This is a genomic window from Stenotrophomonas sp. TWI377 (assembly GCF_039674525.1).
GTDB lineage: Bacteria > Pseudomonadota > Gammaproteobacteria > Xanthomonadales > Xanthomonadaceae > Stenotrophomonas.
This window is the reverse complement of sequence record NZ_JBDJNT010000001.1, coordinates 316,664-329,015: the sequence shown is the minus strand read 5'-3', so window position 1 is coordinate 329,015 and position 12,352 is coordinate 316,664. Positions and strand designations below refer to the sequence as shown.

Below are 12,352 nucleotides of genomic sequence, written 5' to 3'. Positions count from 1 at the left end.
ACTTCATCGAGGCTGGCACGCGTGAACCTGCAGACGACCGTTTCCCTTCCGTTCCCCCGTCGCGCGATGCCCGACAGCTGCCACTTCGACCTGCTGGATGTGAGCGCGCTGCAGGACCCCTGCAGCGGCCGCATCGTCCACCTGTATTCGATGGTGGCGCGCTGCCTGTCGTGTGAGGTGATCTTCAAGGCGCAGGAAGGCGCTGGCTTTGTCAGTACCTCGGCCGCGCGGGTACTGCGTTGCCCGACCGGCTGCGGCGAGCAGTCGCTCAAAGCCGCCACGCTGCGCCAGTGGACCCCTAAAGCCGCCTGAGCGTGTCGGCGTCACGGCATTGCCGCGACGCCACGCGATCATCAGAGCAGCAGCAACGCCGCGATCAATGCCGGTGGCATCACCAGCATGCCCAGCTTGAAGAACTGCAGCGCGCTGACGTTCTCGCCCTCCCGACGCAGCGCGACCAGCCACAGCATTGTGGCCAGCGACCCGGTCACCGAGAGGTTCGGCCCCAGATCGACGCCGATGAGCAGCGCCGCGCGGGTGTGCACCGGCAGGTCCGCCATCTGCCCCAGCGAGCCGGCCACCAGCCCGATGGGCAGGTTGTTGGCCAGATTGCTCGCCACCGCTGCCGCGATCCCTGCCACCCAGCTGGCTTCCGAAGGTGAGGTCCGTGCCAGCGCATCCAATGCGTGCGCCGCCGTGCGGATCACCCCGGTCTGGGCAACGGCTTCGACCAGCACGAACAGGCCAGCCACCAGGGGCAGCACCCCCCAGGCGACGTGACGCAGTATCGGCAGCGGGCTGCGACGCTGGCGCAGGCGAACCGCCGCCAAGGTGAGCGCACCTGCGCAGAAGGTCGTCACGCCGAGCGGGCCGTTCATCGCCGAGGTCACCAGCAGCACGATGCCGGTGAGCCCGACACCGATGGCACACAGGCGACCGCCCTCGGACAGGGCGCGGTGCTCGATCCGCTCCGCCAGCGGGTGCGCGATCTCACGGCGCTGAGCCAGGCGCAGCACCAGATACGTCATGGTGATCGCCGCCAGCGACGGCAGGCTGAACTGCCGCAGCCATTCTGGCAGCGAGGGCATGTGGCTGCCGAACACCACAAGGTTGGCGGGATTGGAGATGGGCAGCACGAAGCTGGCTGCGTTGGCAATGAACGCGCAGACGAACAGGTAGGGCAGTGGATTGGCGCGGGCCGCTTTGCAGGCCGCGTAAACCGCCGGTGTGAGCACCACGGCGGTGGCGTCGTTGGACAGGAAAATGGTCACCAGCGTGCCAACCAGGAAGACCAGATCAAACAGGCGCCGCCCGGATCCCTTGGCGTGCTGGACGGCATACATGGCCAGCCAGTCGAACAGGCCTTCGTGACGCGCCAGCTCGGCCAGCACCATCATGCCGATCAGGAACAGGTAGACGTCGCCGCCTTCGGCCACCGCCGCGATGGCAGTGGGGATGGGCACCAGACCTGTCGCCACCAGCACCACGGCAGCGCCCAGTGCCCAGACATACTCGGGGATCCGCCAAGGACGAAAGATGACACCGCTGGTGGCAACGGCGGTCACCATCCAGATGATCAGGGAGGTTGTGGGGACGTGCATGCATGGCTCAGGAATAACGCAGTGGCTGGCGTCAGGTCGCGTCCGTCGGTGCTGCCACCGTGGAAGCGCGGCCTGTGTGAGGTCGGGTCTCCGGCATGGCCATTGCCAGCACGAAGGCCAGGGCTGCAATCGCCGCCAGGGTCAGGAACGCGACATCATACCCAGCGAACTGCACGATCACCCCGGCCAAGCCCGGACTGAGCGCAGCACCCAGCCCGAAGACCGTCGAGACTGCACCGAGCGTGACGTTGAATCGGCCGGTTCCCTGGGCCAGATCACTGACCATGACGGGGAGCAGCGCCCCGAAGATACCCGCACCGATGCCATCCAGCAGTTGCACGCCCAGCAGCCATGCCGGCGCATCGGACAGTGGGTAAAGCACGCCACGGATCGGCAGGATCAGAAAGCCGGCCAACAGCAGTGGCTTGCGTCCCCACACATCGGCCCGTGTTCCGACCAGCATCGCGGCCGGCACCATGACCAGTTGTGCCGCGACGATGCACGCCGCCGTCAAGGTGGTGGCCAACGCAGGGTTGGTATGGGAGAGTTTCTGACCAACCAGGGGCAGCATCGCCGCGTTGGCCAGGTGGAACAGCGCACAGCACGCTGCCAGCATGAGCAGGGTACGGTCGCGCAGGAGCATGCCAAAGGAGGATGGCCCCGGCTGTCGCTCCGGTGCGGCCGGCGATCCGCGCGCCTGCTCATGGTCAATGGCTTTGGCCGGCACCATCAGCACCGCGGCCACGCTGGCCAGGGTGAGTGCGGCCATCAGGTAGAACACCACGACCGGGCCTCCGATGTACGCCAGCCCCCCGGCCAGGACCGCCGCAACGGCGTTCCCTGCGTGATTGAACGTCTCATTGCGACCCATGCGCCGCGCGAACGCCCGTGGCCCGACGATGCCCAGCGAGATGGCCGCGATCGCCGGGGCAAAGACGGTACCCGCGACGGCGCTGACAGCCTGGGTCGCGGCCACGAGCGTGAACGAGGTGATCCACGGCAGCACGACGCAACTGCCGGTGACCAGAAGGGCAGCGATGACGACCGTGGCCCGCTTGGCGTTGACCCGATCCATCAGCGCGCCTGCCGGCGTCTGCGCCAGCAGGGCAGCGAGTCCCGCCACCGTCATCACCAGGCCGATGCTGGCTGGGTCCCATTTGTGCACGGCCAACAGGTAGATCGCAAGATACGGCCCCAATCCATCGCGGACATCGGCCAGGAAAAAGTTCACGGCGTCGAGCGCGCGATCAGCCGAGCGCACGGGCAAGGGGGCAGGGGGAGGTGGGTTCACGTGCGTTGGCTCGATGCTCGCTGGGTCAGCCCCGATGCCGGTGGGGCGCGCATGTTATGCGCGTCCGCCTGTGATGGTCGTGTGGCGCCACACGCAGAAGAGCCCCGGAATCTCCAGGGCTCTGGGTACCATGTGCTTCAGACCGACCGGGTTTTACAGCCCCCACTTCTCCGGGTCGGCGTGCTTCTCTTTGTAGATCAGACCCGAGAAGTCCACATGGAGCTCGGTCCACTCGCCACCCTTACGGCGTGCGAGCACTTCGAAGTGCTTGGGCTTGCGCGCGGGTTCGCCGGTTGGCGTCCAGCCATCCTTCTTCACTGCGGCCACGGCGACACGAGGATCCGCCGTCCCCTCCGGGTGACGATGCTTGGGGCCGTGATGCGGCTTCTTGTGCTCCACCTCTACAAAGCTGCCGCCCTTCCTGGCGATACGGGCCACTTTGATTTCCGACGGACGCCGTTCCCCTTCCAGCCTGACGGCAACGCCGTCCTTGAGCGCAAACGCCTCTGCCCCTTTGGGGCCGAGGTCTGCCAGATACGCCTGATCGTTGCAGATCAGGGTGAAGCGGTGCGCGAACACGTGTTCGATGACGCCGGCGAGGGCGACCTTTTCATGGTGCGGCATGCATTTCTCCTGAGAGCGCCCAACCGCGGGCGCTCTGGTTCAATGCGTCTGTCCGCCACAGATTCAAGCGGCGCGTCCGCGGCGTTCAGGTGGCCGCAAGCCGGCCCACCGACCCTGTCGGCGTGAACACTGCGCCAACGCGTTAAAATGGCACACCGCCGACGCCGTTCCAGGGCCCATCGCAATGCCATACACCACCCGCGACGCGATCCAGCGGCTGCGCGAGCAGATCCCGACCTTCCGCTGCATCGTGGGGTGTACGGACTGTTGTGGCCCGGTCACCGCCTCAAGTGAGGAAGTGGCGCGGCTGCCGGTCAAGAGCGATGCCGAGCACGCTGCCGCGCTGGCGGACCTGAGCTGTCCCTATCTGGGCAAGCAGGGCTGTGAGGTCTACGAAGAACGCCCCTTGATCTGCCGCATGTTCGGGACGACCCCCAGCCTGCGCTGCCCCAACGGCCAGCGGCCGGTCTACATGCTGGATGAATCGGTGGAGAAGGAGATCCATCAGTTTCTTCGCAGCACCCGGCAGGTGCTCATCTAGCAGCGCTGGGCCACCAGCGAGGCTCAAGGTCAGTTCGGCCTGCGTGCGCCCAGCCGCCATATCGCCAGACCACCGTAAAGCGCCAGCAGCGCGAGCAGGGTCCAGAGCTCGTGGCTGACTTCACCCAGGCTGGCATCCATCTGATTCAACCGCACCATCAGGTTGATGCCGGGCGTGGTCGGCAGCAGGTGGGCCAGGGCCACCAGCACGGGCGGGGAGGTGACCGCCGGCCAGGACAGGTTGGCCAGGAAGAACAGCGGGATGGAGCAGGCGACGACCACCTGGAAGGCACGTTCTCGGGTCGCGAAAAAGCTGCCGATGAACAGCCCGAACGCCACCGTGGCGGCGATGAACAACGTGCCGCCCAGCAACTGCCCGAGTGGATTGCCACCACGCGGGTAGTCCTGCACCCACGCGGTGAAACCGGCGTAATACAGCAGCCCGAGCAGGCCGATGGCACCGAAGCCAATCGCCATACCGGCCAGTGTCGGCATGTCAAAGCGCAGGCGCCGGCCCAACGCCAACCGCCGCGCGCCGAGCAGCACGCCGATGCCCATGAGCAGCGTCTGATGCACGATCAGCTCGGCCACGCCGGGCACGATGGCGCTGCCGTAGCCTTCCTGCGTGTTGAACAGCGGGCGCTGCACCAACGTGATCGGCGGTGCCTGGGGTGCCCCCATGAACGCCGCCTGCGACACGGCCGCCTCGCGCGCGAACGCGGTCAGGGCCTCGGCCACGCCGCCGAGCACCCAACTGGCGCGGCCGAGGTAGGCACCGTTGCCCATCAACACCAGATAGCCGTGGCTGCCGCGCAGAATGTCGCGTTCAAGGTTGGCCGGGATCAGCAGAATGCCTTCGGCCTTGCCGGTTTCCAGCACATGGCGTGCCTGGTCGATGCTGGCCGGCTGATCGACGATGCGGACCGTGTGCAGCGCGTCCACCCGCCGCAGCAATTCTCGACTGGTGGCACTCTGGTCGTGGTCAACCACCACGATGGGCAGGTTGCTGGCTACCTGATGGCGGTAGGCCGCCGGGTAGAAGAACGAGTACAGCACCACCGCGCCGACCATCAACACGACGGCATAGCGGTCGGTGAGCACCGTGCGCAGGGTCAGGCGCAGGCTGTCGACGAAGCGGCTCATGCACCGGCCTCGCGCGGTGCGCCCGGCAATGCTGGATCGGCGCTGCGCGCGGCAACAATCAGCCGCCAGCCACCGATGCCACCGGCCACCACCCCCATCAGCAGCAGCGTGCCCAGCGGCCACAGCGAGACACTCCAAGGCGCGCCGACGAACTGCTGCTGGGTCTGCAGTTTCACGTAGGCGGTCAGTGGCAGCAGGAGATTCCAGACCCGGGTGAACAGCGGCGCATCGACCACCGGGAAGGTGGCGCCGGAAAATGCCAGCGCGGTGCCGATGCTCAAGCCGATCGCGGAAAGCGATGTGCCCATGTCCCGGGTGAGCCCGACAAACAGCAGGGCTACCGCCGCACAGGCCAGGTAGAACACCGGTTGCCCCAGCATCAGCAACAGCGCACTGCCGGCGATGCCATCGCCACGGAGCAGGGCAAGGTAGAGCACCCCAAGTGCACCGTACATCGAGAACAGCAGCACGTATGGCACGACCTTGCCGGCGATCGCCGACCACGGGGTGTCGCCCAGCCAATCGCGCAGGTGCCCATCACGGACCTCACGGCCCAGGCTGGCTGCCACGGCCAGTGCCAGCCCCAGCGACAGGATCGCCGGGAACAGCAGTGGCAGCAGGAACAGCTCATAGCTGCGTGCCGGGTTGTGCAGGATGTCCGACTGCACGGCGATCGGCGGGGCGCGCAGCGTGGCCGGGCCGACCTGCTTGCCGATGCGCTCGCCCAGCAGCCGCGCATTCCAGGCGCTGACGGCTTCGACGATATCGCGCACGGCGGATTGGCCGGTGGTGAGGTAGGTGGCGTTGTAGTACGCGAACACCGTGCCCTGTTCACCACGCAGCGCCTGCCGGGTGGCATCGCGCGGCACCAGCACCACTGCGAACACCTCCAGCCGGCGCAGCTGCGATTGCGCTTCGGCCAGGGTGGACGGCTGGCTGGCAATGGTCACGCCGGGGCTGGCATCCAGCATGCGGGCCAGTTGTCTGCTTTCCGCGCTGCGGTCGAGGTCGACCATGGCGATGGGGATATCGCGCATCACCGAGGCGGCAAACAGCCATGCCATCAACCCCAGCATCACGGCCGGCAGCAGCGTGACCAGCAGCAGATCGGCACGATCGCGGCGCAGGTGCTCAAGCTCGCGCTGGAACGAGGCTGTGGCACTCGCCCACACCGACCGGCTCATCCCTGCGGCCACCCGAACAGCACACTCATGCCGGGGCGGAAGCCTTCCACCGGGGCGACCGGGCGCAGCCGGATCTCGAAGCTGCGCACGTCATAGCCGGACGACTGCCGGGTGGCACGCCACGTGGCGTAGTCACCAGCAGGATTGATGAAATACACCTCGAACTCGGCATCACGATCCAGCGCGGGTACGTTGCCGCGCAGGCGGGTACCCACCTTCAGGCCCCGCATCTGCGATTCGCGCAGGTTCACCGACACCCACATGCGGTCGATGTCGACCAGGGTGAAGACCGGGTAGCCGGCCGGGACCAGCTCGCCGATATCCGACATGCGCTTGTTGATCTCACCGGCCATGGGCGCGCGGCCGTTGATCTCGTCGCGGGCCGCATCCACCTCGGCCACGGCGCCCTGCGCCTGGCGAACCTGGCCCTGCGCGGCGCGCTTGTCCTGGTCGCGCGCGCCGGCCAGCGCCTGGTCGTACTGCGCCCGCGCGGCATTGGACAGCTCGCGCGAACTGCGCGCCTGGGCCAAGGCCTCGTCACGTTTCTGCCGCGTCATCACGCCTTCGTTGTACAGGTTCTGCACGCGCTGATAGGTGGCATCGGCAAGGGTGGCACCCGCCTCGGCGCGTTTCCAGTTGGCCTGCGCAGCACGGATGTCCTCGCTGCGTGCCCCTTGGTCGGCCTTGTCGGCCACCGCACGCGCCGCTTCCAGCGCGCCCTGGGCCTGCTGCTCCTTGGCTGCCACTTCGGGGCTGTCCAGCACGAACAGCACCTGGCCGGCGGTGACCCGGTCGCCCTCGCGCACCTTCAGCTCGGCCAGCCGCGCGGTGATCTTCGCCGCCACGTTGACGGTGTCGGCATCGGCCATGCCCTGCAGCTGTTCGGCCGGCGTGCGCCAGGCCAGCCACAGCCCGACCACGACGACGATCGCCAGTACCAGCGCGATGAGGATGCCGGCCTTGCGTTTCTTCGGCGGCGGCGCGTCGGCCGGCGCCTGCAATGTGTCATTCATGCGCGATCACCTCGTCGCCCCGGCGGCGGAATTCTTCATATCGGTCCATCTGTCCACTGATCTCCAGCAGCTGTGCCAGCGCCACGTCGTACTGATACGCGGCCTGCGCGCGTTCCACCTGTGCGCCGCCCAGCCCCAGGCGCGCATCGATCACATCCAGCGAGGTGGCCTGGCCTTCGCGGAAGGCCAGCTCCTGCAGCCGCAGGTTCTCGCGGTTCTGTTCGATGCTGCTGTCCAGCAGCAGGAACTGTTGGCGGGCGGTATCCAGTTCGTACCAGGCCTTGCGCACGCCCAGCGTCACCTGGTTCTCGGCTTCGCGCAGGCCGGCTTCGGCCTGATCCTGCTGCGCGCGGGCGGCGCTGATCTGGGCAGGACGCGAGGTGGGCGACAGGAAGGTGTACTTCAGGCCGATGCCGAACGCCCAGTCCGGGTCGGTCAACATTTCGTCGCGGCGGCGGAAATCGTACTGGCCGAACAGGAACACGGTGGGCTTGAGCTTGGCCTGCTGCACGCGCACGCCTTGCTCGGCCTGGGCCACCAGGGCCCGCAGGCGGGCAATCTGCGGTTGCCGGGCCTGTGCATCGCGTTCGAAGGTAGGCAGCGCACCGATCGGCGCGCGATGCACAAACAAGGGCGACAGCGGGCGGACGTCGCCACCGCTGCGCAGCAGGGTGGCCAATGCGGCCTTCAGCGTCTGCAGATCATTCAGCGATTTCTGGTACTCGCGCTCGGCCTTGTCGCGGGCCACATTGGCCTGCAGGCGCTGCGCGCGGGTGGCAAAGCCTTCGCGTTCCAGCTTCAGGGCATCATCGAGGTGACGCTGCAGCCCATCGCGCACCTCGCGGCGCACGTCCACCGCCTGCTCGGCGAGGCGCTGGCCGAAATAGGCCTGGACCAGTTGCACGCTCAGTGACTGGCGCTGCGATTCGCGCTCGGCGCTGGCCTGATCGGTCGCGCCGGCAGCGGCCTGTTGGGCGGCCGGGATCAAGCCACCGGTGTACAACGGCAGTACCGCAGTGACCACCGGGCGGGTGCGCCAGTCGCGCTCGGTGAACTGCAACGGCGAGTCGATGCCGAAGGCCTCAGCGACCGGCGCCAAGGACCCCAGCGGCAGGGTAAGCGTCTTCTGGAACTGCAACCGGCGCACTTCACCGGTGATCTCGGGCAGGCGCAGCAGGCGGGTGGCGTCCTGCAGGTCCTGCTTGTTGCGCACCGACGCATCCGCCGCGGCCAGGGCATCGGACACCTGCTCCAGCCGCTGCTGGGACTGCTGCCAATCCAAGGCGGGAACAGCGGCGCCGTCCGGTACGGGCTGGGCGATGGCAGCGCCACTCATGCAAAGCAGGGAGAGACAGGTAAGTCCTTTTAATGCGCGCGTTGGCGGCCAATGCCGGCTCACGAGGGGGCAGCTCCATGGGGTGTGACGGCAAGAGGGTAGTGTGCGCCGCGTGAAGTGCGGGTCTTCACGTCCGTCGCCAGCCACGGGTGGCGAGGTGGTCCAGCAGCCCCACGACCAACAGCGACAGGCCCACCAGCGGGAACACCACGCCGCCGATGCACAGCAGCACGAAGACACCCGCCACGCTTCGCCCGTGCTTCGGCAGTGGCGGCACGCCGATCCCGCCGATGGGCCGCCGCTTCCACCACATCACCGCACCGCTGAGGCAGAGCAGGAGGATCGCTGCGCACGCGATGATCAGCACCACACGGTTGACCGTGCCGTACTCGTTGCCGAGATGGACATTGATGCCCCATTCCAGTCCTCGCCCAAGCGCACCGTAATCGGCGTAGCCCATGTCCAGCAGAACCCGGCCGCTGTACTGGTCCAGATGCACAACCCGCTGGCGCGACAGATCCTCCGGATAGACCGAGGCGGTGTAGACCCCCATGGGCCCACGCGGCAGCGCGATGCTGTAACCCGGTGCCAGCCCCAGTGCGCTGAACCGGCGCATGGCCGCGTCGATGCCGAGCGCACCGGGCTGCGGCGACAGATCCCCGAGTGGACCGCCGCCATGTGCGGCATGCCCGTCATCGACAGCGGCGTGCTGGGCATGCGGCACCGCTGAGACCGGTAGCTGTGCCTGCGCCATCGACCAGGCTGGCGTGGTGGTGTCGGCAAGCCGATGCGCGGACATCGGCACGTTCACCCGCACCCCGGTCGGGTAGCCATAGTCGTGACCGTTCGCCCAGGCATTGACCTGATGGCCCCAGACCACCGACCAGGGCATGCCGGTCACGGCCAGGAACACGAGCACACCGCCGACCCAGACGCCGGTCACCGCATGCAGATCGCGCCAGAACAGCCGCTGTCGCGGCTGCCCGCGAACCGTGGTGATCCCACCGTTCTGCCCGCGCGGCCACCACAGGTACACGCCGGTCGCCACCAGCAGGATGGCCCAGCCAGCGGCGATCTCGATCAGGGCACTGGCGTAATCGCCGAGCAGATCGAGGCTGTGGAGCTGCCGCACCACGCCCGAGAACGTGCCTTTGTCGGGCAGGTGCCCCAGCACCTGCGCGGTGCCCGGGTCGACGTAGTAGACCTGCCGTCGACCGTCGGCCTCCTGGACGCCGATCTCGATGGTGCCGTCGGCGTAGTCCGGCGTGGTGTAACGGAAGATCTCCCCGTGACTGACGGCATTGACGGCCGCCAGCTGAGCGCTGGCAGGCGAGGGTGGCAGCGCTGCGGTCTCCACGACCTTCAGATCGTGATGGATCCAGCGATCGATCGGCTTCTGGTAGACGTACACGGCCCCGGTCAACGCCAGCCAGGCGATGAAGGGCAGCACGAACAGGCCGGCATAGAAGTGCCACCGCCACACCGCGCGGTAGAAACGCCAGCGATCCGATGCACGCGGGGTAGCGGGGGTTGGCATGTCAGAGCTCCCGGGTCCAGCTCAGGTACAGCGCCCGGCCATCACCGGGTGAGTAGCCCGAGGAACCGCTGTCGTACCAGGCATACACGTAGAAACGATCTGTCGCGTTCTTCAACTGCAGGGCCAGGCTGTTGCGCGCGTCCAGGCGGTACGTGGCGCTCAGGTTCAACAGTGCATAGCCGCCGTAGCGTCCCAGCGTGTTGGTTCGTTCCACGAAGTAGTCGCCCTGGCCATTGCCCCAGGCGCTGAAGGCCCAGTCGGCCGTCGGGGCGTAGTCCACCCCCGCGCTGGCCAGCCAGTTCGGCACGTTCTCGATCTGCCGCCCGCGGGTCTGCGGCGCACTGGGGTCGGGCACCTCGATCACCGCCTTCTGCCGCGAGTACGCGGCCCAGGCGCGCCACTGGGCGCTGGCCTGCCATGTCAGCTGGGCGTCCCAACCGCGGCGCAGCGTCTGGCCCACGTTGCCGACCTCATTGGCCCCGACCACGCCATTGACGCCCAGGACGGTGGCGACCTCATCGCTGGCCCGCTGCTCCCAGTACGCGATCCGGGTCTGCAGCCCCTGCACGGGCGCCCATTTCATACCGGCCTCCCAGCCCTCGTTGAGGGAGGGAGCAAGATCGTTCAGCTGCGTGCGATACGCGCCATTGCCGCTGCCGATCTGGAACGTTCGCCCCCAGTTGGCGTACACGACCGTGGTCGGGCTGAGATCGTAGGACACACTCAGCTTGGGTTGTTTGATCAGGCCGTAGTCGTAGACCGGTGCGCGCAGGCCGGTCGCCCCATTGTGGAAGTCGCCATACACGCGATCGACCCGGTAGGCGGGTACGATCTTCAGCGCGTCCATCGGCCGGATTACCGCCTGCACGTAGGCACCCCGGGTATCGAGGGTGTAGTCCCAATCGCGCAGGGTCGCCTGGCGCTCGCGCGCGACGGTCCTGTAGCGGCGGGCCGTGTTGTCCTGCCACTGCCCATCCACGCCGGCATCGAGGACGAACTCGGCCAGCCGCGAGTCCGGGCGCCAGGTGGTGTTCAAGATCACGCCGCGATGGGTCTCATCATTGAAACGTTCCTGTTGAGCGCCTCCCGCGGTGAACGTCACCCAGCGCTGGTTGCGATAGTTGTTCTGGTAAGCCTTGGCGTTCCAGCTCCAGTCGCTGCCCAGTGCGCCATCGATGTGCACGGCGGTCTGGACCGTCTCGCGCTCACTGCGGTCATCGCGTGCGTAGGCCGGCGATTGCGTCGGATTGGCCTGCACCTCCGGATAGCTGAGGTAGCCGGCTTCCAGTGCGGCGTTCTTGTAGTAGCGGCTGGTCAGCCCTGCGCGCCATCGGCCGTCAGGGTCGGTGTAGAACCACTTGCCGGCGAAGCTGCGCTGCGTGCCATTGGCATGGTCGCGCTCGCCGTCGGACGTGCGCCAGCCGACGAAATAGTTCTGTGACCAGGGGCCGCGCTCGAACCCTTTGGCCAACTGCACATCCCGCGTGCCAAAGCTGCCGGCGGTGATGCTCAGCTGGCCGTCATTGCCGCCCTGGCGGGTCAACACATTCACGTCACCGGCAATCGCATGCAGCCCGTAGCGGGCATCGTTGGTGCCGCGCACGATCTCGAGCGCGGCGATGTCCAGCGGAAACACCGCATCCAGGTAGGGCATGCCGCCCGAATTCTCATTGCTTGGAATGCCGTCGATCAGCAGCTTGACCGCGTTGATGCGGCCCTCTCCGTTGAAACCCCGGAACGAAAAACGGCCGGCGTCGGTGCCCATCTTGAACTGGGTGACCTGCACGCCCGGGGCATTCATCAGCAGCTCCCAGCTATGGTCGACCTTCTGCGGTTGAAGGACATCGCCGCCGATGAGATCCACCGAGGTGAAGACCGAGCGGGCCGACAGCTCGCGCTCGGTGGCCGAACGCGCCTGCACGGTGCCCAGGGTCAGCACGGTACCGTTCTGGGCGGCGACGGTGGCGGGAAGAAGAAGGGCAGCGGCAAGCACGGCCGTGATGGCCTTGGCCAAAGGTCGATACGAAAAAGAAGTTGTCATGGTCCACAGCATCGGTCGCCACGGTCAGATCGACCGGGGCAG

The 12,352-nt window shown here is 67.3% G+C and carries 11 protein-coding genes; 2 read left to right on the top strand and 9 right to left on the bottom strand.

Going from position 1 to position 12,352, the window contains the following annotated elements:
* The first annotated feature begins 21 nt into the window (after positions 1-21).
* Positions 22-312: a hypothetical protein gene (locus tag ABE546_RS01375; protein WP_346462409.1), complete on the top strand. Its 291-nt coding sequence runs from the start codon at positions 22-24 to the stop codon at positions 310-312.
* A gap of 41 nt (positions 313-353) precedes the next feature.
* Here the strand turns inward: ABE546_RS01375 and ABE546_RS01370 are convergent, their stop codons facing one another.
* The 3 genes from ABE546_RS01370 to ABE546_RS01360 form a co-directional block, all read right to left on the bottom strand.
* The gene (locus ABE546_RS01370; protein ID WP_346462407.1) at positions 354-1,601 is read right to left on the bottom strand and encodes an arsenic transporter; all 1,248 of its coding nucleotides are present in this window, start codon (positions 1,599-1,601) and stop codon (positions 354-356) included.
* Between the two features lie 31 nt (positions 1,602-1,632).
* Positions 1,633-2,892 (bottom strand): MFS transporter, encoded by a 1,260-nt coding sequence (locus ABE546_RS01365; RefSeq protein WP_346462405.1) that lies wholly within the window; start codon positions 2,890-2,892, stop codon positions 1,633-1,635.
* 153 nt (positions 2,893-3,045) lie between these two features.
* Complete coding sequence (locus ABE546_RS01360; protein WP_346462403.1) at positions 3,046-3,516, bottom strand: hypothetical protein; 471 nt, start codon at positions 3,514-3,516, stop codon at positions 3,046-3,048.
* 184 nt (positions 3,517-3,700) lie between these two features.
* Here ABE546_RS01360 and ABE546_RS01355 point away from each other — a divergent pair, with 184 nt between their 5' ends.
* Positions 3,701-4,057 carry a YkgJ family cysteine cluster protein gene (locus ABE546_RS01355; RefSeq protein WP_123729320.1) on the top strand — a complete coding sequence of 119 codons (357 nt, stop codon included), beginning with the start codon at positions 3,701-3,703 and terminating at the stop codon, positions 4,055-4,057.
* Positions 4,058-4,086: 29 nt separating this feature from the next.
* Here the strand turns inward: ABE546_RS01355 and ABE546_RS01350 are convergent, their stop codons facing one another.
* The 6 genes from ABE546_RS01350 to ABE546_RS01325 all read right to left on the bottom strand — a co-directional run bounded on the left by ABE546_RS01350 (position 4,087) and on the right by ABE546_RS01325 (position 12,310).
* Complete coding sequence (locus tag ABE546_RS01350; protein ID WP_313209839.1) at positions 4,087-5,199, bottom strand: ABC transporter permease; 1,113 nt, start codon at positions 5,197-5,199, stop codon at positions 4,087-4,089.
* A complete protein-coding gene (locus ABE546_RS01345) occupies positions 5,196-6,383 on the bottom strand; it encodes an ABC transporter permease (RefSeq protein WP_346462402.1) in 1,188 nt (395 codons plus the stop codon). Before ABE546_RS01345 ends, ABE546_RS01350 begins: the two co-directional genes overlap by 4 nt.
* A complete protein-coding gene (locus ABE546_RS01340; RefSeq protein ID WP_346462400.1) occupies positions 6,380-7,396 on the bottom strand; it encodes an efflux RND transporter periplasmic adaptor subunit in 1,017 nt (338 codons plus the stop codon). The genes ABE546_RS01345 and ABE546_RS01340 overlap by 4 nt, the downstream gene beginning before the upstream one ends.
* Positions 7,389-8,732 (bottom strand): TolC family protein, encoded by a 1,344-nt coding sequence (locus ABE546_RS01335; protein WP_313209833.1) that lies wholly within the window; start codon positions 8,730-8,732, stop codon positions 7,389-7,391. Before ABE546_RS01335 ends, ABE546_RS01340 begins: the two co-directional genes overlap by 8 nt.
* 127 nt (positions 8,733-8,859) lie before the next feature.
* Positions 8,860-10,269 carry a PepSY domain-containing protein gene (locus ABE546_RS01330; protein ID WP_313209830.1) on the bottom strand — a complete coding sequence of 470 codons (1,410 nt, stop codon included), beginning with the start codon at positions 10,267-10,269 and terminating at the stop codon, positions 8,860-8,862.
* Position 10,270: 1 nt separating this feature from the next.
* Positions 10,271-12,310: a TonB-dependent receptor gene (locus tag ABE546_RS01325; RefSeq protein ID WP_346462398.1), complete on the bottom strand. Its 2,040-nt coding sequence runs from the start codon at positions 12,308-12,310 to the stop codon at positions 10,271-10,273.
* Positions 12,311-12,352 lie beyond the last annotated feature (42 nt).